The 21,412-nt window shown below is 70.5% G+C and carries 21 protein-coding genes; 7 read left to right on the top strand and 14 right to left on the bottom strand.

Annotated features, from left to right (window positions below; all coding sequences use genetic code 11):
- Positions 1-13 precede the first annotated feature (13 nt).
- Entirely contained in the window at positions 14-1,099 is a 1,086-nt protein-coding gene (locus tag ACIBK4_RS07785; RefSeq protein WP_398993162.1) for an aminotransferase class V-fold PLP-dependent enzyme, read from the top strand.
- Between the two features lie 103 nt (positions 1,100-1,202).
- Here ACIBK4_RS07785 and thpD read toward each other — a convergent pair whose 3' ends face one another.
- The 6 genes from thpD to ACIBK4_RS07755 form a co-directional block, all read right to left on the bottom strand.
- Complete coding sequence (gene thpD / locus ACIBK4_RS07780; protein WP_398993160.1) at positions 1,203-2,099, bottom strand: ectoine hydroxylase; 897 nt, start codon at positions 2,097-2,099, stop codon at positions 1,203-1,205.
- A gap of 5 nt (positions 2,100-2,104) precedes the next feature.
- On the bottom strand, positions 2,105-2,509 hold the full coding sequence (locus ACIBK4_RS07775; protein WP_398993158.1) for an ectoine synthase: 405 nt from the start codon (positions 2,507-2,509) through the stop codon (positions 2,105-2,107).
- A gap of 45 nt (positions 2,510-2,554) precedes the next feature.
- Positions 2,555-3,826 carry a diaminobutyrate--2-oxoglutarate transaminase gene (ectB, locus tag ACIBK4_RS07770; RefSeq protein WP_398993156.1) on the bottom strand — a complete coding sequence of 424 codons (1,272 nt, stop codon included), beginning with the start codon at positions 3,824-3,826 and terminating at the stop codon, positions 2,555-2,557.
- Positions 3,827-3,875: 49 nt separating this feature from the next.
- Positions 3,876-4,382: a diaminobutyrate acetyltransferase gene (gene ectA / locus ACIBK4_RS07765; RefSeq protein ID WP_398993154.1), complete on the bottom strand. Its 507-nt coding sequence runs from the start codon at positions 4,380-4,382 to the stop codon at positions 3,876-3,878.
- Between the two features lie 278 nt (positions 4,383-4,660).
- On the bottom strand, positions 4,661-5,188 hold the full coding sequence (locus tag ACIBK4_RS07760) for a DinB family protein (protein WP_398993151.1): 528 nt from the start codon (positions 5,186-5,188) through the stop codon (positions 4,661-4,663).
- Between the two features lie 248 nt (positions 5,189-5,436).
- Positions 5,437-6,537: a pyridoxal-phosphate-dependent aminotransferase family protein gene (locus tag ACIBK4_RS07755; protein WP_398993149.1), complete on the bottom strand. Its 1,101-nt coding sequence runs from the start codon at positions 6,535-6,537 to the stop codon at positions 5,437-5,439.
- Positions 6,538-6,743: 206 nt separating this feature from the next.
- On the opposite strand from ACIBK4_RS07755, the gene ACIBK4_RS07750 reads away from it, so the two are divergent.
- The 5 genes from ACIBK4_RS07750 (at position 6,744) to ACIBK4_RS07730 (ending at position 11,427) form a co-directional block, all read left to right on the top strand.
- Positions 6,744-7,607 (top strand): transporter substrate-binding domain-containing protein, encoded by an 864-nt coding sequence (locus tag ACIBK4_RS07750; protein ID WP_398993147.1) that lies wholly within the window; start codon positions 6,744-6,746, stop codon positions 7,605-7,607.
- Positions 7,604-8,443: an amino acid ABC transporter permease gene (locus ACIBK4_RS07745; protein WP_398993145.1), complete on the top strand. Its 840-nt coding sequence runs from the start codon at positions 7,604-7,606 to the stop codon at positions 8,441-8,443. Before ACIBK4_RS07750 ends, ACIBK4_RS07745 begins: the two co-directional genes overlap by 4 nt.
- 11 nt (positions 8,444-8,454) lie before the next feature.
- Complete coding sequence (locus ACIBK4_RS07740; RefSeq protein WP_398994362.1) at positions 8,455-9,231, top strand: amino acid ABC transporter ATP-binding protein; 777 nt, start codon at positions 8,455-8,457, stop codon at positions 9,229-9,231.
- Between the two features lie 64 nt (positions 9,232-9,295).
- Positions 9,296-10,387 (top strand): amidohydrolase family protein, encoded by a 1,092-nt coding sequence (locus tag ACIBK4_RS07735; protein ID WP_398993143.1) that lies wholly within the window; start codon positions 9,296-9,298, stop codon positions 10,385-10,387.
- A gap of 131 nt (positions 10,388-10,518) precedes the next feature.
- Entirely contained in the window at positions 10,519-11,427 is a 909-nt protein-coding gene (locus ACIBK4_RS07730) for an SCO1860 family LAETG-anchored protein (protein WP_398993141.1), read from the top strand.
- A gap of 409 nt (positions 11,428-11,836) precedes the next feature.
- Here the strand turns inward: ACIBK4_RS07730 and cobC are convergent, their stop codons facing one another.
- From cobC to cobM, 6 genes are read right to left on the bottom strand one after another with little or no spacing between them, the layout of a single operon-like run.
- On the bottom strand, positions 11,837-12,937 hold the full coding sequence (gene cobC / locus ACIBK4_RS07725) for an Rv2231c family pyridoxal phosphate-dependent protein CobC (RefSeq protein ID WP_398993139.1): 1,101 nt from the start codon (positions 12,935-12,937) through the stop codon (positions 11,837-11,839).
- On the bottom strand, positions 12,927-13,865 hold the full coding sequence (locus ACIBK4_RS07720) for a sirohydrochlorin chelatase (protein ID WP_398993137.1): 939 nt from the start codon (positions 13,863-13,865) through the stop codon (positions 12,927-12,929). The genes cobC and ACIBK4_RS07720 overlap by 11 nt, the downstream gene beginning before the upstream one ends.
- Positions 13,862-14,518, bottom strand: coding sequence for a precorrin-8X methylmutase (locus ACIBK4_RS07715; RefSeq protein WP_398994360.1), 657 nt, complete (start codon positions 14,516-14,518; stop codon positions 13,862-13,864). The genes ACIBK4_RS07720 and ACIBK4_RS07715 overlap by 4 nt, the downstream gene beginning before the upstream one ends.
- Before the next feature lie 5 nt (positions 14,519-14,523).
- Complete coding sequence (gene cobJ / locus ACIBK4_RS07710; protein WP_398993135.1) at positions 14,524-16,242, bottom strand: precorrin-3B C(17)-methyltransferase; 1,719 nt, start codon at positions 16,240-16,242, stop codon at positions 14,524-14,526.
- Complete coding sequence (gene cbiE / locus ACIBK4_RS07705) at positions 16,239-17,477, bottom strand: precorrin-6y C5,15-methyltransferase (decarboxylating) subunit CbiE (protein ID WP_398993133.1); 1,239 nt, start codon at positions 17,475-17,477, stop codon at positions 16,239-16,241. Before cbiE ends, cobJ begins: the two co-directional genes overlap by 4 nt.
- Entirely contained in the window at positions 17,474-18,313 is an 840-nt protein-coding gene (gene cobM / locus ACIBK4_RS07700; protein ID WP_398993131.1) for a precorrin-4 C(11)-methyltransferase, read from the bottom strand. The genes cbiE and cobM overlap by 4 nt, the downstream gene beginning before the upstream one ends.
- A gap of 110 nt (positions 18,314-18,423) precedes the next feature.
- Here cobM and ACIBK4_RS07695 point away from each other — a divergent pair, with 110 nt between their 5' ends.
- Positions 18,424-19,152: a ZIP family metal transporter gene (locus ACIBK4_RS07695; RefSeq protein WP_398993129.1), complete on the top strand. Its 729-nt coding sequence runs from the start codon at positions 18,424-18,426 to the stop codon at positions 19,150-19,152.
- 17 nt (positions 19,153-19,169) lie between these two features.
- Here ACIBK4_RS07695 and cobI read toward each other — a convergent pair whose 3' ends face one another.
- Positions 19,170-19,916 (bottom strand): precorrin-2 C(20)-methyltransferase, encoded by a 747-nt coding sequence (gene cobI, locus ACIBK4_RS07690; protein ID WP_398993127.1) that lies wholly within the window; start codon positions 19,914-19,916, stop codon positions 19,170-19,172.
- Positions 19,901-21,409, bottom strand: a complete 1,509-nt coding sequence (locus ACIBK4_RS07685; RefSeq protein WP_398993125.1) for a cobyrinate a,c-diamide synthase — start codon at positions 21,407-21,409, stop codon at positions 19,901-19,903. The genes cobI and ACIBK4_RS07685 overlap by 16 nt, the downstream gene beginning before the upstream one ends.
- Between the last annotated feature and the right edge of the window lie 3 nt (positions 21,410-21,412).

Below are 21,412 nucleotides of genomic sequence, written 5' to 3'. Positions count from 1 at the left end.
GTAAAAACTCGCAATGGACGAGGGCTTCTCGGCACCGCAGAGTGGTGGGATGGAGACCTTCGAGAGCCTCGTCCGCGCCGAGTTCGCCCCGAAGAACACCTACCTCAACACCGCGAGCACCGGCCTCCTCCCGGCCCGCACGGTCACCGCGATGCGCACCGCCATCGAGGCCGCCGCCGTCGGCACGCCGACCGACATGTTCGACGACGTCGAGGCGTCCCGCGCCGCCTTCGCCCGGCTGACCCGCGTACCGGTCGGCCGGGTGGCGGCCGGTGCCTCGGTCGCGGTCTACAGCGGCCTGATCGCCTCCGCGCTGCCCGCAGGCGCCGAAGTCCTCACCGCCGAGGCCGACTTCAGCTCCGTGGTGAACCCCTTCCACATGCGCGCCGACCTCAAGGTGCGGGCCGTCCCGCTGGAGCGCGTCGCCGAGTCCGTACGCCCCGGCACCGCACTCGTGGCGGTCAGCGCCGCCCAGTCCGCCGACGGCCGCATCGCCGACCTGCCCGCGATCAGGGCGGCGGCACACGAACACGGGGCGCGTACGTACGTCGACGCGTCGCAGGCCGCCGGCTGGTTCGACCTCGACGCGGGCGCCTACGACTATGTCGCCGCCGTCGGCTTCAAGTGGCTGTTCTGCCCGCGCGGGGTCGCCTTCCTGGTCACCCCGGAGGACCTCGGCGGCCTCAACCCGATCTTCGCCGGCTGGGTCGCGGGCGAGGCACCCTGGGACAGTTGCTACGGCCCGGTCGAGGAACTCGCCCACTCCGCCCGCCGGTTCGACGAGAGCCCGGCCCTCTTCTCCTACGCCGGTGCCCGCCACTCCCTCGCGCTGCTGGAGGAGTTGGGGGTCGACGCCGTACGTGCGCATGACCTGGCCCTCGCCGACCGCTTCCGCGCGGGGCTCGACGCCCTCGGGCACGAACCGGTGGCGTCTCCCGGATCACCGATCGTCTCCGTGCCCGGACTGGGCCGTCGGCAGGGAGAGTTGAGCGCGGCGGGGGTCGAAGTGTCCGACCGGGCGGGGAACTTGCGGGCGGCCTTCCACCTCTACAACACCCCGGAGGACGTGGACCGGTTGCTGGAGGTTCTGGCCGGTTGACGCGAGCAAGAGGCTGATGGCGCAAGGGAGTTGAAGCGCGGAAGGGCACCCCGGTCGCCGTGACCGAGGTGCCCTGGTGCCCTTGCGGTGAACCGCCTCGGCGTCACCTCACCGGGGTGAAGTCCCGCGCCCCGATGAACTCGGGCCGTCGTACCGGAGCCGCGAACGGCTCAACCGCCTTGTTCTCCACGCTGTTGAACACGATGAAGACGTTGCTGCGCGGGAACGGCGTGATGTTGTCGCCGGAGCCGTGCATGCAGTTGCAGTCGAACCAGGTCGCCGAACCGGCCCTGCCGGTGAACAGCTTGATGCCGTACTCGGAGGCCATGCCGGTCAGCGCCTCGTCGGACGGGGTGCCCGCGTCCTGCATCTGGAGCGACTGGCGGTAGTTGTCCTCGGGGGTCGCGCCCGCGCAGCCGAGGAACGTCCGGTGCGAGCCCGGCATGATCATGAGGCCGCCGTTGGTGTCGTGGTTCTCGGTGAGCGCGATCGACACGGACACGGTGCGCATGTTCGGCAGGCCGTCCTCGGCGTGCCAGGTCTCGAAGTCCGAGTGCCAGTAGAAGCCGCTCGCGCCGAACCCGGGCTTCACGTTGATCCGGGACTGGTGGACGTAGACGTCCGAGCCGAGGATCTGCCGGGCCCGCCCGACGACCCGCTCGTCCCGCACGAGCCGCGCGAACACCTCGCTGATCCGGTGCACTTCGAAGACGGACCGGATCTCCTTGGACTTCGACTCGACGATCGACCGCTCGTCGGCCCGGATCGCGGGATCGGCGACGAGCCGCTCCAACTCCCGCCGGTAGACGTCGACTTCGTCGTCCCGCAGGAGTTCCTGCATGGAGAGGAAGCCGTCGCGCTCGAAGGCCTGGAGGTCGGCCGTCGGGATCGGGCCCGGGGTGTCGGGGGAGCCCCAGACGACGGGGTCCTTGCGCGGGACGGACACCTCGGTGGTGCCGCGGCTGGGGTACAGGTCGGTGACGCTGGTGACGGTGGTCATGCTCGTCACACCTCCTCGGGCTCGGTCAGCAGCGGGTAGACGCCGTTCTCGTCGTGGTCCTCCCGTCCGGTGACGGGCGGGTTGAAGACACAGATGCAGCGGAAGTCCTCCTTGATCCGCATCGTGTGCCGCTCGTGCCCGTCGAGGAGGTACATGGTCCCGGGCGTGATCGTGTACGTCTGCCCGGTCTCGTCGTCGGTGAGTTCGGCGTGGCCCTCGACACAGACGACGGCCTCGATGTGGTTCGCGTACCACATCGACGTCTCGGTGCCCGCGTAGAGGACGGTCTCGTGGACCGAGAAGCCGACCCGCTCCTTGGCGAGGACGATGCGCTTGCTCTCCCAGGTGCCGGACGCGGCCTTCACATGCCGGTCGGTGCCTTCGAGTTCCTTGAACGAACGAACAATCACGGTTCGGTGACGCCTCCTTGACGTGGTGTCAGATGGTCAGGTTGTTCAAACGGTTTCGCGTACGGCGCGGGCGAGGATGCTCAGTCCCTCGTCCAGTTCCTCGGGGGTGATGGTGAGGGCGGGGAGGAGTTTCACGACCTCGCTCTGCGGGCCGGATGTCTCGACGAGCAGGCCGAGTTCGAAGGCGCGGGCGCAGATCCGGCCGGCGCGCTCGGGGTCCTTGAACTCGATGCCCCAGACCAGTCCGCGGCCCCGGTACTCCTTGATGTCGGCGAGGTTCTCCTCGGTGATGGAGATCAGGCCCTGTTCGACCTGCTCACCGCGGGCGCGGGTCTGCTTCTCCATCGCGGAACCGTCCGCCCAGTACGTCTCCAGGGCGGCGGTGGCGGTGACGAACGCGGGGTTGTTGCCGCGGAACGTGCCGTTGTGCTCGCCCGGCTCCCAGATGTCCAGCTCCGGCTTGAACAGGCACAGGGACATCGGAAGGCCGTAGCCGCTGATGGACTTGGACACGGTGACGATGTCCGGGACGATGCCGGACTCCTCGAAGGAGAAGAACGCGCCGGTGCGGCCGCAGCCCATCTGGATGTCGTCGACGATGAGGAGCATGTCCTGGCGCTCGCACAACTCGGCCAGCGCGCGCAGCCATTCGGGGCGGGCGACGTTGATGCCGCCCTCGCCCTGCACGGACTCGACGATCACGGCGGCGGGCTTGTTGAGACCGGAGCCCTGGTCCTCCAACAGCCGCTCGAACCACAGGAAGTCGGGGACCTTGCCGTCGAAGTAGTTGTCGAACGGCATCGGCGTCCCGTGCACCAGCGGGATACCGGCACCGGCCCGCTTGAAGGCGTTGCCGGTCACGGCGAGCGAACCGAGGGACATCCCGTGAAAGGCGTTGGTGAAGGAGACGATGGCCTCCCGCCCCTTCACCTTCCGCGCCAACTTCAGTGCGGACTCAACGGCGTTGGTGCCGGTCGGGCCCGGGAACATCACCTTGTACGGCAGGTCGCGGGGCCGCAGCACCAGGTCCTGGAAGGTCTGGAGGAAGGCGCGCTTGGCACTGGTCGACATGTCGAGGCCGTGGGCGACGCTGTCCCGCTCCAGATAGTCGATCAACGCCCGTTTCAGAACAGGGTTGTTGTGTCCGTAGTTGAGCGAGCCGGCGCCCGCGAAGAAGTCGAGGTAGGCGTGGCCGTCCTCGTCGTACATACGGCTGCCCCGGGCCCGGTCGAAGACGGTGGGCCAGGCGCGGCAGTAGCTGCGGACCTCGGACTCCAGGGTCTCGAAGACGCTGAGATCGGGCTGGGTGATGGTCACGCGAATCGCTCCTCGGGGTGGGGGGTGAGGGGGGAGGGCAACGGGGAGTTCAGAGGCTCAACGGGCCGATGCGGTACAGCACTTCGGGGTCGTGCGGTCCGTCCGGGAAGTCACCGGCCTCGAACAGGACCGTGCGCTCGACGGGGGCGCCGTGGCGTTCGCCGTACGACGTGAACAGGCGCTCGGAGGCGGTGTTGCCGGGCGTGATCGTGGTCTCGACCTCGGTGATCCCGTACTCGGCGGCGACCCGTTCGGTGAGCCCGTCGAGCAGCCGTGCGGCCAGCCCGCGACCGCGCTGCGCGGCGTCGACGGCCACCTGCCACACGAGCAGGGTGCCCGGCCGCTCCGGCCGCACATACCCGGTGACGAAGCCGACCGGCTCCCCGCGTTCGTCGCGCACGACGGCCGAGGTGGCGGAGAAGTCCCGGCACCACAGGAGATAGCTGTACGACGAGTTCAGATCGAGGGCGTTCGAGTCCTTGGCAATACGCCACAACGCGGCGCCGTCGGCCACCGTGGGGCGGTCGATGTGCAGGTCTGCTTGGGTGGCAGTCATGCGAATTGAATTTACCGAGGGAAATTCGAAATTGCATGGAGGGATGGGGTTACGTCTGAGGCGGTCCTGTGTTATCACGCGTGCGAAGGCGCAGTTTATGTACCGTTTTGACCGTAGAATAAGGGGTGAATCGGGCGCCCTGTGTAACGGGTCACAAGGGTGTAACCCTCACGAGATCTACGCGAATTATTTGCGTTTGGGTGCCCGGAAATCGGGCAGAAGAATATGGGAAGCTGCCCGTAAAGACGGCGATAAAATTCCCGGGAATTACATCGGAATTAGGCTCCGGTGACGCCGTCGATGCTTTCCCGAAGGATGTCGGCGTGCCCGTTGTGCCGCGCGTACTCCTCGACCAGATGAATCAACACCCACCGCAGACTGACCTCGACCCCGGCCATCGGCCCGTCCGGGATCCACCCGTGATCGTCGAGCGCCAGCCCCGCACAGTGCTCCTGCCCGCGCGCGATCTCCCGCCGCCACACGCCGAGCGCGTCCTCCATCCCCCGCCCGGGATCGAGGACATACCCGTCCTCCGTGCCGTACACCGTCGGCACGTCGAGCCCGAACACCCGCTGGAACCAGTTCCGTTCGACCTCGGCGAGGTGCTGGACCAGTCCGAGTAACGTCAACGAGGAGGGCGCGGCCGCGGCGAGTCGCACCTGTGCGTCGTCGAGCCCGGCGCACTTCAACTCCAGTGTGGCGCGATGAAAGCCGAGCCAGCTTTCGAGCATGGGGCGTTCGGCGCCGGTCATGACGGGGATGGGGCGGCCGTCGGGGAGGGTCTGGGCGGTGTTGTCGGTAGTCATGCGGGGGAGCATGGCACGGAGGGCGCGCGGCGGGGCCCGTTGAATCAGGCCGGGCGCCTTTCCGGCGCGGGCCCGCATTGTGCAGCCGCTCCGGTGCCTTCCAGCGCAGGCCGGCACAACTCAGCCCGTCCGGCGCCTTCCAATGCAGGCCGGCACAACTCAGCCCGTCCGGCGTTTGAGGACGAGGCCCCTTCAGGGCCGATCGGGGGTCTGGGGGCGGAGCCCCCAGCATCCACCTCAGCGCACGACTACCGCCACGCGTTCTCTACGGCGGACCGGGCGCCCTCCAGGTCTACCGACACCCCCTGCTCGGCCAGCGCCGCGCCCAGCGCTGCCAAGGAGCTCTGTACCGCCCCCACCGTCGCATCCACCCCGTAGTGGTTGACCCGGATCATCTCCTTCGCCAAGGCACCCCCACCCGCGGCAAGCGGCAACGTCGGGTCCGAGGCCAGGGCCCTCGCCACCAGCTCCGAGGCCACCACGCCCGACGGAGTCCTGAGCGTCGTAGCGACCGGCGCTGCCTCAGCCGCATCGTGGACGTACGGTTCGAGGCCGCCGCCCAGGGCGATCGCCCCCGCCCGCGCAGCCGCCGCAGCGGTCGCGTGGCGCTGCATCACCGTGGCCAAGCCCTCCGCCTCGATCCGCTCCACGCACGCCTCCAGCGCCAGCATCTCCAACTGGGCCGGTGCGTGCGGCAGCGCCGTGCGGCCCGCGTCGGTCCAGCGGTCCTTCCAGTCGAGGAGGGAGAGGTACGAGCGGCGCGGAGCCGAAGGGCTGGCCGTCATACGGGCCCATGCCCGTGCGCTCACCGACACCGCCGACACACCCGCCGGCCCACCCATCGCCTTCTGCGCGCCGATCACGCACAGGTCGACACCCCACGCGTCAGGCAGCACCGGCTCCGCGCCGATGGACGCCACCGCGTCGAGGTAGAAGATCGCGCCGTGCGCCCGCACGATCTCGCCGATCTCCGCGACCGGGTTGGTGTTGCCGGTCGCCGCCTCCGCGTGGACGAGGGACACGAAGTCGATCCCGGGGTGCTCGGCGAAGGCCTCCCGGATCTGGTCGGCGGTCACCGCCGTGTGGAACGGGACGGCGAGGTCGATCACCTCGGCGCCGCAGTCGCGCAGCCAGTTCCCGAAGGTCTGCCCGTAGGGGCCGGTGATGACGTTCAGCGCGAGCGTGCCCGGCCCCGCCGTGGAACGGATCGCGCCTTCCAGCGGCAGCAACGCCTCGCCCTGCATGATCACGACATCCTGCTCGGTACCGAGCAGCCGGGCCACCCGGTCCTCGATCGAGGCGAAGTGCGCGGCGCTCAGCGGGGCCAGGTCGAGGAAGGGGTGCGTCACGGCGGGGTGCTCTTTCACTCGCGGGAGTCGATGGGAACGAGGGTAACCGGCCCTCCTGACCGCCCTCCGCACCCCTCCGATGCCCTTCTCGCCCCTCCGACCGGCGACTTCTTAGCCCGGACGGCCCCCTGGCCACCGGTCCGGTGAGCGGCCCGCCGCACCCCTCCGAATAATCGGAACCCATAGTTCCGTCACAGGAGGCCTCCGTGAACACGCTCCTCGGCCGCCGGGCCCGCACCCTGGCCGCCACCACCGCGACGGCCGCGACGACCGCACTCGTCCTCGTGACCGGCTGCACGTCGAGCGACAGCGGCGGCAGCGGTACGAAGACCGCCGCCGGTGGCGTCGAACTCGTCAAGGCCGGTCATCTCACCACCTGCACGCACCTCCCGTACCCGCCCTTCCAGTCCGAGATCGACGGCAAGGTGCAGGGCTTCGACGTCTCCCTCATCGACCTGGTCGCCAAGGACCTCGGCGTGAAACAGACGATCCTCGACACCCCCTTCGAGAACTTCAAGACCGGCGCCTTCCTCAACGCCGGCGAGTGCGACCTGGCCGCCGCCGGCATGACCATCACCGCCGAGCGCAAGAAGAACGTCGACTTCTCCGACCCGTACTTCGACGCGACCCAGGCCGTCCTCGTCGACAAGAAGAGCGGGATCACCTCCCTCGCCGACGTGAAGACCAAGGGCAAGAAGCTCGGCGCCCAGGCGCAGACCACCGGCGAGGACTACGCGAAGAGCAAGGGCTTCGACCCCGTCTCCTTCGAGTCCTCCGACGCCGTCCTCAACGGCCTGCGCACCGGCCAGGTCCAGGCCGTCCTCATCGACTACCCGGTCGTCCAGGGCTGGTTGAAGACGAAGGCCAACGCCGACGCGTTCAAGGTCGTCGACAACCTCAACACCGGTGAGCAGTACGGCTTCACGGTCAAGAAGGGCAACACCAAACTCCTCGCCGCCATCAACAAGGCCATCAAGGACGCGAAGGCCGACGGCACGTACAAGAAGCTGTACGAGAAGTGGATCGGCCCCTACGACGCCTCGGCGGCCGCCTCTCCGTCGGCGTCATGACCGGCGACACCGCGGACCCCCAACTCCAGCCCAGGAGACAGGGGTTGAGCAGACGGCAGCGACGCAGGCTGTCCCAGGGCGTGCAGTACGCCGTCTTCGCCGCCGCCGTGATCGTCTTCGCGGTCACCGCCGACTGGGGCCGCCTGAAGAACCAGTTCGCGCAGTGGAGCATCGCGAAGCAGATGTTCCCGGACGTCATCACGTTGGCGTTGAAGAACACGGTGCTCTACACCCTGTCGGGCTTCGTCTTCGGCCTGGTCCTGGGCATGGTCGTCGCGCTGATGCGGCTGTCGTCGGTAGGCCCCTACCGCTGGCTCGCCGGGATCTACATCGAGATCTTCCGCGGCCTGCCCGCCCTGCTGATCTTCATCTTCGTCGGCGTCGCCGTACCGCTCGCCTTCCCCGGTACGGAGATCGTCGGCGGTACCTACGGCAAGGTCGCCCTCGCGCTCGGCCTGGTGTCGGCCGCGTACATGGCGGAGACGATCCGCGCGGGCATCCAGGCGGTGCCCAAAGGGCAGTTGGAGGCGGCCCGTTCGCTCGGTTTCTCGCAGGCGCGGGCCATGGTGTCGATCGTCGTCCCGCAGGCGTTCCGGATCATCCTCCCGCCGCTGACCAACGAACTCGTCCTCCTCTTCAAGGACTCCTCCCTGGTCCTGTTCCTCGGCGTCACGCTGGAGGAACGCGAACTGTCCAAATACGGAAGGGACTTGGCGAGTACGACGGCCAACTCCACGCCGATCCTGGTGGCGGGCCTGTGCTACCTCCTGGTGACGATCCCGCTGAGCTTCGTGGTCCGCCGGATGGAGACGAAGACGGGGGAGGCGGTCCGGTGACGAGCACCGCGCTGGAGCGGCCCGAGATCCAAGTCCGGGGCCTGCACAAGTCGTTCGGCACCAACGAGGTGCTGCGCGGCATCGACCTGGAGATCGGACAGGGGGAGGTGGTGTGCGTCATCGGCCCTTCCGGCTCCGGCAAGTCGACCCTCCTGCGCTGCGTGAACCTGCTCGAAGAACCCACCCGGGGACGGGTGTTCGTCGGCGGCACGGAGATCACCGACCCCGATGTGGACATCGACGCCGTACGCCGCCGTATCGGCATGGTCTTCCAGCAGTTCAACCTCTTCCCGCACCTGACCGTCACCGAGAACCTCACCCTCCCGCAACGCCGGGTCCTCCGCCGCGACAAGACCCGGGCCGCGAAGATCGCTGCCGACAACCTCCGCCGCGTAGGCCTCTCGGAGAAGGCCGACGCCTACCCCGCGTCCCTCTCCGGCGGCCAGCAGCAACGCGTCGCCATCGCCCGGGCGTTGGCGATGGACCCCGAGGTGATGCTGTTCGACGAACCGACGTCGGCACTCGACCCGGAGCTGGTGGGGGACGTGCTGGCGGTGATGCGGATGCTCGCGAACGAGGGCATGACGATGATGGTGGTGACGCATGAGATGACGTTCGCGCGCGAGGTGGCAGACCGGGTGGTCTTCATGGACGCGGGGTTGATCGTCGAGGAAGGCACCCCGACCCAGGTCATCACCACCCCACGGCACGACCGCACCCGCCACTTTTTGTCGAGGCTCTTGGATCCGGCGATGGCTGAAGTACAGGACGACGAGAGCGCCCCTTAAGCGGCGCTGGGAACGGCGCGACCAGCCCCCACGCACCCGCACCCGACGAACTATCGTGCGTCCCATGAGCGATCTACCGGTGCTGCACATGAAGGGCCGAGTCCTGGCTGGCCCCGAGGACATCCGCGACGAACTCTGGGTCATCGACGGCCGCATCTCCTACGACCGCCCCGTCGCCGCCGACGACATCCGGACGGTAAACGGCTGGGCCCTCCCCGGCCTCGTCGACGCCCACTGCCACGTAGGCCTGGGAACCCACGGCCCCGTAGACGCCGAAACCGCGGAGCAACAGGCCCTCACCGACCGAGACGCCGGCACCCTCCTGCTCCGCGACGCCGGCTCGCCCTCGGACACCCGCTGGATCGACGACCGCGAAGACCTCCCGAAGATCATCCGCGCGGGCCGGCACATCGCCCGCACCCGCCGCTACATCCGCAACTTCGCCCACGAGATCGAACCCGACGAACTCGTCGCCTACGTCGCCCAGGAGGCCCAACGCGGCGACGGCTGGGTCAAGTTGGTCGGCGACTGGATCGACCGTGACCTCGGCGACCTGTCGGCCTGCTGGCCGCGCGACGCGGTGGAGGCGGCCATCGCCGAGGCCCACCGGCTCGGCGCGCGCGTCACCGCGCACTGTTTCGCGGAGGACGCGTTGCGCGACCTGGTCGAGGCCGGCATCGACTGCATCGAGCACGCGACCGGCCTCACCGAGGACCTCATCCCGCTGTTCGCCTCGCGCGGCGTCGCGATCGTGCCGACCCTCGTGAACATCGCGACCTTCCCGCAGCTCGCCAAGGGCGGCGAGGAGAGGTACCCGAGCTGGTCCTCCCACATGCTCCGGCTCTACGAGCGGCGCTACGACACCGTCCGTGCCGCCTACGACGCGGGCGTCCCGGTCTACGTCGGCACCGACGCCGGCGGTTCCCTCGCCCACGGCCTGGTCGCGGCCGAGGTCGCCGAACTCGTCACCGCCGGCATCCCCGCCGTAGAGGCGCTGTCGGCGACCGCGTGGGGGGCGCGGGAGTGGCTCGGGCGGCCCGGGTTGGAGGAGGGTGCGCCGGCGGACTTCGTCATCTACGAGGCGGACCCGCGCGCCGATGTGCGCGTGCTGGCGTCGCCGCGACGGGTGGTGCTGAACGGGCTGGTGGTCGAATAGTCGCCAGGCGATTCGAATACGTTCACGGAAAACCCACGATGGGGTGAAGTGACGCGGGATCGCTGACGGTTCACTCGTCGTGGGTAATTCTTACCGGGTCCCAAGCATGTCTCTTCTGGGGGTCCCACACCTTGAACGGCACCAACTTCCGCATGCCCGCACGCCGTTGGGCCAGCGTGGCCACGGCCACCGCCCTCGTCGCCGGTCCCGTGGCGCTGGCCGGCGCGGGGTCCGCCCACGCGACCACCGACCAGGGTCGCGCGAGCGCCGTCGTACTCCGTACCGGGCTCGACGTGTCCCTGCTCAACAAGACCGTGGACGTCCCTCTCGCGGTCTCCCTCAATGAGGTTCAGGCGCCGCAGAGTGCCGAAAAGACCGCGCTCACCGCCCAGTTGGACGGGGTGAACGGGGGGCAGCCCTTCAGTGTGCTCGGTGCGGAGGTCGCCACGGCGCGCGCGACGGTGTCCGCGACGAAGGCCGAGGGGTACACGAACCTCGCCCATGCGCGGCTTCACGTTCCCGGGATGCCACTGCTCTCGCTCATCGAGGTCGGGGCCGTCACGTCCAAGGCGACGTGTGAGGCGGGGAAGACGCCGGTCGCCACGTCGAATCTGCTCGGGTCGGTGACGGTGCTGGGGAAGCGGGTCACGGTAACTGCCGGTGGGCCTACGGAAGTTCAGGTGCCGGGGGTCGGTTCGGTGCGGCTCGACTTGTCCAAGACGTCGACCACGTCCCGTACGGCCGCCGCGACCGCGCTCGAACTCAAGGTCTCCGTCAACCCGTTGAAACTGAACGTTGCCGATGTCGAGGGCACGTTGACGTTGGCACAGGCGACTTGTGAGGCGCCGAAGGTTGCCGCGGTGACTCCTCCCTCTCCCTCGAAACCGGCGCCGGATGTTGAACCTCAGGGGGCGCCTGCGGAGGCGGGGTTGGCCGAGACGGGGGGTAGCTCTGTGACGCCGTATATCGCGGGTGGGGCGGTGTTGTTGCTGGCGACGGGCGGAGGAGCGGTGCTGATGACGCGCCGGCGCCGAAGCTGACCCAACTGCTTTCCCACCCACCCACCCACCCGTCTCGGGCGTTTTAGAGGTTCACCTTTAAAGACGGCAAACGTGCGGGTGGGCGGGAAGGCGCGGGAGGGGCACGGCAACCTCTTGGCCGGCCGAGTGGGGGGCGGGTGGTCGGTGGGGGCGGGACTTGGATGGCGACCTTGCAGCCGACCGAGTCGGCAGCCGGCCGAGCCGGGAGTCGGGCGAGCCGGGCGGCGGCTGGGCAGGGTTTATACGGTGACCTCCCAGCCCACCGAGACGGGCGGGTGGGCGGGAAAGGTTTTGAGGGCGGCCTTCCAGCCCACCGAGTCGGGCGGGTGGGCGGGCAAGGCTTTGACGGTCACCTCTTGGCCCACCGAGTCGGGTGGGTGGGTGGGCAAACGGCCGAGGTCAACCCCCCTCACCGCCCAGCCAACGTCACCGCCTGATCCAGTGCCTGCAAGAACCGGTTCACTGTCGCCCGGTCCCGCACAGCGACCCGTAGCCACGCCTCGTCCAACCCCGGAAACGTATCCCCGCGGCGAACGGCGAAACCCAGGTCGCGCAGGTGTCGCCGTACGGCAATCGCATGGGGGACGCGGACGAGGACGAACGGCCCCTCGGCGGGTTCCATGACGCGGAGTCCGTCGGGGGCGAACTCGGCCAGCCCGGCGACGAGATGGGCCCGGTCGGCGGTGATCCGGTGCGCGGCGTGGGCGGCCTCGGCAAGGGCCGGGGACTCCATGCAGGCCTCCGCCGCGGCGAGCGCCGGCGTGGACACCGGCCACAACGGTTGCGCCCGCTCCAGTTCCGCGATCGTCTCGGGGGCGGCAAGAACGTAGCCGATCCGCAGTCCCGCCAGCCCCCACGTCTTGGTGAGACTGCGCAGGACCACGAGGCCGGGGATGTCGGTCCGGCCCGCCAGCGACTCCCGTTCCCCCGGCACCGCGTCCATGAACGCCTCGTCGACCACCAACGTCCGCCCGGGACGGGCGAGTTGGGCGATCACGGCGGCGGGGTGCAGGACGGACGTCGGGTTCGTCGGGTTGCCGATCAGCACCAGATCCGCGTCCTCGGGGACCGCCCGTACCGCCCCCGCATCCAGCCGGAACCCGGCCGCCTCCCGCAACAGCACCCGCCCCACCGCATGCCCCGCGTCCCGCAGCGCCGCCTCCGGCTCCGTGAACTGCGGGTGCACGACGACCGGTTGACGCACCTTCAGCGCACGGGCGAGCAGCACGAAGGCCTCGGCGGCACCGGCCGTCAGCAGGACGCGCTCCACCGGCACCCCGTGCCGCGCCGCGACCGCAGCCCGGGCCGCCCGCCCGTCCGGGTAGGCGGCGAGCCCGGTCAGCGAGCCGGCTATTCGCTCGCGCAGCCAGGCCGGGGGCGTGTCCGAGCGGACGTTCACGGCGAGATCGATCAACTGGGCGCCGTCGTCCCGGACTTCGACGTCACCGTGATGACGGAGATCGTGCGCTCTGTCCGTCGGATCGTGGCCGTGGGCTCTGTCAGTGTGCATGGGCGTGCCCACCGTGATGGTGATGCCCGTGGTGGTGACCGTCGTGGTCGTGGCCGTCGTCGTCGGGATGGAAGTGCGGCTGCTGAGGCTGCCCCACCTTGTCCTCGAAGCCAGGCAGCGCGATCCGGTACACGCACGAGTCGCAGTTCATCCGCAGATCACCCTTGACCGCCTCCCGGTACCGCTCCATCACCAGGTCCAGCAACTCCGGCTCGGGGCCGATGACTTCGGCCGACCGCACCTCGATGTCCGGGTGCGCCGCCGCCCAGCCCTCCGTCTGCTGCCGTACCCGTTCCGGCAGGATGCCGGTGAACAGGAAGTACGGCAGAACGACGATCCGCCGCGCGCCCAGCTTCACACACCGGTCCAGACCGCTCGGCACGTCGGGTGCCGCGAGCGACACGAACGCCGGTTCCACACCCGCGTATCCGCGCCCTTCCCACAGCAGCCGCGCCGCCTTGTGCACCTCGGCGTTGGCGTCCGGGTCCGTCGACCCGCGCCCCACGAGCAGCACCGTCACGTCGGCCCGGTCGGCGGGCGTCCGCGCCGACTCGCCGAGCGCCTCGTCGAGCCGCCGCTCCAGCACGTTCAGCAGCGCCGGGTGCGGGCCCAGCGGGCGCCCGTACGTGTACGAGATCCCCTCGTGCCGCTCCTTCTCCCGGGCCAGCGCCGCCGGGATGTCCCCCTTGGCATGCCCGGCGGACACCAGCATCAGCGGTACGGCGGCGAACCGGCGCACCCCCCGCTCCACCAGCTCGGTCACCGCGTCGCCCAACGGCGGCGGCGACAGCTCGATGAACCCGCCCGCGACGGGCAGTTCGGGGTGACGGCGGCCCAACTCCCGTACGAAGGACCGGAACGCCTCGGCTCCGGCCTCGTCCCGGGTGCCGTGTCCGGCGATGAGCAGGGCGGGCGGCGGGGTGGTCACGATTTCTCCTGGTGGTACGCGTCGGAAGGTGAGACGGGATCGGAAGACGGAACAGGTTCGGAAGACGGAACTGGTTCGGACGATGAAGTCGGGTGATACAGCAGGGCGTTGAGGGCGGCCGAGGCGACCGCCGAACCGCCCTTCTCGGACACGTTGCTCACGGCGGGCAGCCTGCTCTCGCGCAGCGCGGCCTTGGACTCGACCGCGCCGACGAAGCCGACGGGCAGCCCGATGACGAGCACGGGGGAGGCGTCCAGCTTCAGCAACTCCTCCAGCGCGGTCGGCGCGTTGCCGATCACCCAGAGGGCACCGGGCCCGACCTCCTCGTACGCGAGCCGGATCGCATGGGCCGAACGGGTCAGCCCCGGCCCGGACTTGGCGTCCCGGAGCCGGCACACGGTCTCGCGCCGGGTGATGCCGGCCGCGACCATCTCCACGTCCACGACGACCGGCGCCCCGGCGTGCAGCGCGCTGTGCGCCTTCGCCAACTCGCCCTCGTCCAGGACGAGATCGGCCGCGTACTCCAGATCGGCGGCGGAGTGGACGACCCGCTCCACGACCGCACGGGTCAGCGGCGGGAGGTGCGAGGTGTCGAGGCGGGCCCGCATCCGCCGGTAGGACTCCACCTCGATCGGATGGATCACACGGTCCACGCCGTTCACCGGGCGCCCTCCTGAGAGGCCTGCGAGGTCTGCGCCGCCTGCCAGCGGTACCCGCGCGGCGTCACCATGCGCCCCGCGATGTCCCGGGTGGCCGTGTTGCCCACGGTCACCACCGTCATCATGTCGACCCACGCCGGATCCAGCGCGGCCAGCGTCGTCAGCCGACTGGACTCGTCGGGCCGCGACGCGTTCCGTACGACACCCACCGGCGTCGTCGGCTCCCGGTGCTCCGCGAGGATCGCGAGGGCCTTCGGGAGCTGCCAATCCCGGCCCCGGCTACGGGGGTTGTAGAACGTCACCACGATGTCCGCCTCGGCCGCCGCCCGCACCCGCCGTTCGATGATCTCCCACGGCGTGTGCAGATCGGAGAGGCTGATGGACACGTGGTCGTGGCCGAGCGGCGCCCCGAGGATCGCCGAGGCGGCCAACGCGGCGGTCACGCCCGGGACTCCGACCACGTCGATGTCGTCGGACGCCTCCGCGAGCGCTGGCGACGCCATCGCGTACACCCCGGCGTCCCCGCTGCCGATCAGCGCGACCGCCTGCCCCTTGCGCGCCTCGGCGACGGCGGTACCGGCCCGCTCCTCCTCGGCACCGAGCCCCGACTCCAGGACCACGGTCCCGGGCCGCAGCAGATCCCGGATCTGGTCGACGTACTGGTCGAGCCCCACCAGCACGGCGGCGCGCCGCAGTTCGGCCTTGGCGCGCGGGGTGAGCAGATCCCGGGCGCCCGGCCCGAGCCCGACCACCGCGAGCCGCCCGCGCGCGACCCGCCGTACAACAGCACAGGTGGCCATGGCCGGTTGCCCGTCGGAACGCTCCGACTTCCGCTTGGGGACGAGGAGTTCGCCCCCGCCGACGAGCGCGGCGGCCTCCGCCACGGACGGCGTGCCCACGGCGGCGAGAGGTGCGTCGGAAGGGTTGGGCACCTCCACTGCGGCCAACTTCTCGGCGGAGTACGTCACCAGCGGCACACCGAGCCGCCGAGCCGCCTCGACGATGCCGGGCTCGTCCGACTTGGCGTCCACGGTGGCGAGTCGGGCGAGGGACGCGAGGGACAGCCCCGCGTCACGCACCGCGCTCTCGACGAGCCCGAGCACCTCGTCCACCGGCGCACCCTTGGACGCGCCGACCCCGACGACGAGGGACGGCGGCCGCAGCACGACCTCCCGCTCGCCGGGTTCGACGGCGCGATCGGTGACGCGGATGACGTAGGAGCCCTGGTCCGACACGTTCAACGGCGGCAACGGCCATGCCAACTCGGCGTCCAGCGCGACCGGTTCGCCGTCGAGCAGAGCCCGCGAGACCCTGGCGACATCGCCCTCCACGGGGAACCCGAGCGTGTCGAGACCGGGCACACCCACCGCGTCCGTGGCCGTGGTCACCACCGGCTGTGCGGCGAGCAACTCGCCCACCTCCACGGCGAGTTCATTGGCCCCGCCGCCATGCCCGCCGACGAGCGACACGGCGTACCGCCCGCCCTCGTCTACGCACACGACCCCGGGGTCGGTCCGCTTGTCGCCCAACAGCGGGGCGATCAGCCGTACGACGGCGCCCGTGGCGAGGAAACACACGAGCTGCTCGCACTCCGCGAACGCGGCCCGGACGGCGTCCCCGACGGGACCCTCGTACACGCGCGTACGGTCCGGCCACGCGGCGGCCAGCCGGTCGCGTGCCGTCGCCCCCGCCGAGGTGGCGGAAATGAGGCCGATCACTGTGCAACTCCTTCAGCAGATGCCGGGGGACGGACGCCCCACAGCAGAAAAACGGGATTGGTGGCCGCGAGCCGGGTCACGTCACCCGGCAGCGGAGCGAGCCGGGACGACTGCAACAGCACCCCGTCGACCGTGAGTCCGGCCGCCGAGAGAGCCTCCCGCACGGCCGGTACCCGGTCGAGCGCGGCCATCGCGACGACCACGGTCCGCCGGGCCCGCCGCGCGCACGCGGTGACGATGGCGGGCAGTTCGCGCCCGCCCCCGCCGACGAACACGGCGTCGGGATCGTCGAGGTCGGACAGCACGGTGGGCGCCGCCCCGTGCACGGTGTGGACGTCTACGCCGTGCGCCTCGGCGTTGGCGCGGATCCGCTCGACACCGTCCCGGGTCTTCTCGACCGCGGTGACGGCGGCGCCGAGCCGCGCGCACTCGACGGCCACCGACCCGGAGCCCGAGCCCACGTCCCAGACCAGATCGCCGAGCCGCGGCCCGAGCCGGGCCAGCGCCAGCGCCCGTACCTCGAACTTGGTGATCATCGAGTCCCGGTGCTCGAACTCCCGCTCGTCCAGCGCCCATTGGGCCGGTCCGACGGCAGCCCCGGCGACCGTCCGCACGGCGCCGAGGGCCCGGGTCTCGTCCAGACACAGGACGACACTCACCGCCGTACCCCAGTCCCGGGTGGCGGCTTCGGCGGGCGTGACCCGTTCGACCTGCTCCTCCCCGGAGCCCAGCGCGGACGCGACGACGAGGACGCGCCCGGTGGCCCGGTGGGTGAGCGCGGCGCCCAGTTCGGCGGGTCCGGCCCCCGGCCCGGTCAGCACGGCGACCTTGGGATGCGCGCGGCACGCGTTGACCGCCGTACGGAGGTCACGGCCGTGCGCGCTGACGACGACCGCGTCGTCCCAGGTCAGCCCGGCGCGGGCGAAGGCGGTGGCGACGGAGGAGACGCCGGGGCGTACGTCGAGGGCGTCGCTGGAGAACCGTTCCGCCAGCGCCCGGACGATCCCGAAGAACCCGGGGTCCCCCGAGGCCAGCACGACGACGGGCTCGTCCTTCCCGACGTAGGCCTCGATGGTGTCGAGCGCGGGCGCGAGCGGGCCGAGGACGACCTGCTCGGCGTCCTCCGGGACCGCGACGGCGGCGAGGTGCCGCCGACCGCCGACGACGAGCCGGGCGCCGTGGAGCACGTCGTCCGCGACTACCGCCCCCGTCCCCATCCCCACGACCGTGATCACGTGCTCGCACCCCGGGAACGCAGCGCCCGGCGGGCCTCCGGGTCGGCCTTGCGGTAGCCGTGGAAATGGCCGGGGTGGTAGAGGTGCGAGCGGGTGCCGTGGGCGTCGAGGGCCGGGCCGACCAGGAAGAGGGTGTGCTTCCAGAGCTTGTGCTCCTTGACCGTCTCCTCCAGCGTGGCGATCGTGCACTTCACGATCAGTTCCTCGGGCCAGGTGGCCTGGTACGCGACGACGACCGGGGTGTCCGTCGGATAGCCGCCCTCCAGCAGCTCCCGTACCAACTGCCCACTGCGGGCGGCCGACAGGAAGATCGCCATGGTCGTGCCGTGGCGCGCGAACTCCCGTACCTCCTCGCCGGGCGGCATCGGCGTCTTGCCCCCGCCGAGCCGGGTGAGGACGACGGACTGCGCGACCTCGGGGATCGTCAGCTCGCGCTGCGCGAGGGCGGCGACGGCGGAGAAGGCCGAGACCCCGGGGATGATCTCGGTCGCGATGCCGATCTCGGCACACCGGTCGAGCTGCTCCTGAGTACCGCCCCAGAGGGCAGGATCACCGGAGTGGATGCGGGCGACCCGCAGCCCCTCGCTCCGCGCCCGCTCGTAGACGGCGACGACGTCCTCCAGGGACATCGTCGCGGAGTCCAGGATCTCGGCGCCCTCGCGCGCGTGGTCGAGGACCTCGGCCTGCACCAGGCTGGCCGCCCAGATCACGACGTCGGCCTCGGCGATGGCGCGCGCGGCACGGAACGTCAGCAGGTCGGCGGCGCCGGGGCCGGCACCGACGAAGGTCACCTTGCCGGTGGGGGCGGCAGCGGTATCGGTATCGGCAGCGGCCATGGGGTCGGATCCTCTCAAGCGGGACAAACAGAACGGGAACGTCAGTGCACGTGGGGGTGGAGTGGTCCAGGATGTGCGCGAACAGGGGTTGATCGGATAGCAAGGGGACTATGGCGGTCTTCGTCGCGCTCGGCGCGTTCCTGATGACGCTGGCCGGCGGCTGGACGGCACAGCGGGTGACCGACCGCCGCCATCTCGTCCTGGGCCTGGCCGGCGGCCTGATGCTGGGCGTGGTCGGCCTCGACCTGCTGCCGGAGGCGCTGCGCGCCGCGGGCCGCGAGGTCTTCGGCGTACCGGCCGCCCTGCTGCTCTTCGTGGCCGGCTTCCTCGTGGCCCATCTGGTCGAACGCCTGCTCGCCGCCCGCCAGGCCTCGCACGGAGCCGAGGAACACAACGGCAGGGCGCCCGAGGTGGGCCTCACGGCGGCCGCCGCGATGGTCGGCCACAGCTTCATGGACGGCGTCGCGATCGGCGCCGCCTTCCAGGTCGGCGGTGGCATGGGCACGGCGGTCGCGCTCGCGGTCATCGCCCACGACTTCGCGGACGGCTTCAACACGTACACGATCACGAGTCTGTACGGCAACGCCCGCCGCAAGGCGATCGCGATGCTGGTCGCGGACGCGGCGGCCCCGGTGGTGGGCGCCGCCTCGACGGCCTTCCTCACGATCCCCGAGGGCCTGCTCGGCGGCTATCTCGGCTTCTTCGGCGGCGTGCTCCTCTACCTCGCCGCCGCCGAGATCCTCCCCGAGGCCCACCACGAACACCCCGCACCGGCGACCCTGCTGTGCACGGTCGCGGGAGCGGGGTTCATCTGGCTGGTGGTGGGCCTGGCCGGCTGAGCCCGAGGGGAGGGGTCTCACAGTTTCCCGCCCCGCCCGCCCTCACGCCGCGCGGGCGCGATGAGCGTGGAGAGGTAGGGCAACGGCTCCCCGTCCAGCTCGGCGGCGGGCCGGATCGACTCCTCGGGCAGCCCGAGCGCCGACCCCCACACCGCGTCCTCGATCCGCCCGGTCTCCCGCAGCGCCTCGGCGACCTCCGCCGCCTGCCGCCCGAACTTGTACGCCACGACCGTCCCCGGCCCGGCCAGCGCGTCCTTCAGCACACCGGACCCGGCGGTCACCGGCACGAGGGTGAGCGGCTCGGTCCCTTCGGTGAGTACGGCCCCGGAGCGCGCGGCGAGATCCTGCATGGCGGTGATCCCGGGCACGGTCTCCACAACGACCCCCGGCACCAACTCCCCGATGGTCAGGGCGAGATAGGTGAAGGTGGAGTAGACGTTCGGGTCCCCGATGGTGGCGAACGCGACGACGCCGTTCGTCCCGAGCAACTCGGCGACCTTGGCCCCCGCGGCATCCCAGGCGGCCTCACGCCGAGCACGGTCGGTCCGCTCGTTGAGGGCGAACACCACCCGCAGAACCTTTTCCGCGGGCACGTAATGCAGAACGGTGGCCTCGGCGCGCCCCCGCTCACCACTGTCCATCACGGGCACGACGACCACGTCGGCTTCGCGCAGAGCATTGACGCCCTTGACGGTCACCAGCTCCGGATCGCCGGGACCCACCCCGACTCCGATCAACCTGCTGCTGCTCATGACGTCCGGCACCTCTCCACGAACCGACGGGCCACACCGGGCTCGGCCGCCCAGTGCGTGTGCAGATAACTCGCGTGCACACCCTGTTGTACAAAACCTTCGACCCGCCGCTCAGGAGCACGAACCCCCCAGGCGGGAGCCGCCCCCGAGCCGGGCTCGACGACGGTCCGATGAAACTCGTGCCCCCGCATCCGCGTCCCCGCCACGGCCAGCACACTGTCGCTCAACGCGACGGCGTCCCGATACCCCAGGGTCAGCCGTTCGCTCATCCGCGCCCCGGCATCGAGCACCCCGCACATGGGCATCCCGTCCAACTCCCGGCACAGATACAGCAGTCCGGCACATTCGGCGGCGACGGGAGCGCCGCTCTCCGCGAGGGCGGCAACGGCTTTGCGCAACGGCTCATTGCCGGACAACTCAGCGGCGTACACCTCAGGGAACCCGCCCCCGATGACCAACCCGCGTGTCCCGTCCGGGAGTTGTTCGTCATGGAGGGGATCGAATACGACAACTTCGGCACCGGCGGCGGTGAGAAGCTCGGCGTGCTCGGCGTAGGAGAAGGTGAAGGCGGCCCCACCGGCGACGGCAACTACTGAACGAGGTTGGGCGCCATCAGCCCGTCCGGTCACTTCTGGGCGCAGGCCGGCACCCTCAGCCCGTCCGGCGTTTGAGGACGAGGCCCCTTCAGGGCCGAAGCGGGGGTCTGGGGGCGCAGCCCCCAGTGATGGGACGGGTAGGGGCGGCGGGGGCGAAGAAACCAAAGCCTCAGCCGCATCCCATCCCGCACAAGACAACGCACCGGCACTACGCGCCAGCGCAAGCAACGCCTCCAGATCACAACCGGCGTCGACCTGCGCCCCCATGGCCGCAACAGCCTCCACCGCAGCAGCCTGCCGCTCGGCAACCGGCACCAACCCCAAATGCCGAGAAGGCGTATCCACCTGAGGAGCCCGCCGCAACACACCCAGCACAGGCACCCCGGCCGAGTCCAATGCCTCCCGCAACAACGCCTCATGCCGATCGGACGCAACCTTGTTGAGGATCACGCCCCCGACCCGCACTTCCGGATCCCAAGAAGCAAACCCATGCACCAACGCCGCAACAGACCGAGACTGCGAAGACGCGTCAACGACAAGAACCACCGGCGCCCGCAGCAACTTCGCGACATGCGCCGTGGACGCCAACTCCCCTTCGCCCGCAGCCCCGTCGAACATCCCCATCACACCCTCGACGACCGCGAGATCACACCCGCGCGCGCCGTGCGCGAACAGCGGACCGACCAACTCCGGCCCGCACAGATACGCGTCGAGGTTCCGCCCCACCCGCCCGGTGGCGAGCGAGTGATACCCGGGATCGATGTAGTCGGGCCCGACCTTGTGCGGAGACACGGCAAGCCCCCGCGCGGCGAACGCGGCCATCAACCCCGTGGCGACGGTGGTCTTGCCGCTGCCGGAGGACGGCGCGGCGACGACCAGCCGGGGGACGGAGGACGGGGAAGTGGTCACGGC

It is taken from the genome of Streptomyces sp. NPDC050528 (assembly GCF_044457795.1).
In the GTDB taxonomy this organism is placed as follows: Bacteria; Actinomycetota; Actinomycetes; order Streptomycetales; family Streptomycetaceae; genus Streptomyces.
Note: the sequence above shows the minus strand (reverse complement) of the source record. Positions and strands in the feature narration are given on the sequence as shown.

Bases quoted from the DNA above. Each gene is read 5' to 3' on its own strand.
- ACIBK4_RS07785 (WP_398993162.1), top strand. From the start codon at position 14: ATGGACGAGGGCTTCTCGGCACCGCAGAGTGGTGGGATGGAGACCTTC.
- thpD (WP_398993160.1), bottom strand. From the start codon at position 2,099: ATGACCACCGTCACCAGCGTCACCGACCTGTACCCCAGCCGCGGCACC.
- ectA (WP_398993154.1), bottom strand. From the start codon at position 4,382: ATGACTGCCACCCAAGCAGACCTGCACATCGACCGCCCCACGGTGGCC.
- ACIBK4_RS07760 (WP_398993151.1), bottom strand. From the start codon at position 5,188: ATGACTACCGACAACACCGCCCAGACCCTCCCCGACGGCCGCCCCATC.
- ACIBK4_RS07745 (WP_398993145.1), top strand. From the start codon at position 7,604: ATGACCGGCGACACCGCGGACCCCCAACTCCAGCCCAGGAGACAGGGG.
- ACIBK4_RS07735 (WP_398993143.1), top strand. From the start codon at position 9,296: ATGAGCGATCTACCGGTGCTGCACATGAAGGGCCGAGTCCTGGCTGGC.
- cobC (WP_398993139.1), bottom strand. From the start codon at position 12,937: ATGCACACTGACAGAGCCCACGGCCACGATCCGACGGACAGAGCGCAC.
- cobM (WP_398993131.1), bottom strand. From the start codon at position 18,313: ATGGCCGCTGCCGATACCGATACCGCTGCCGCCCCCACCGGCAAGGTG.
- ACIBK4_RS07695 (WP_398993129.1), top strand. From the start codon at position 18,424: ATGGCGGTCTTCGTCGCGCTCGGCGCGTTCCTGATGACGCTGGCCGGC.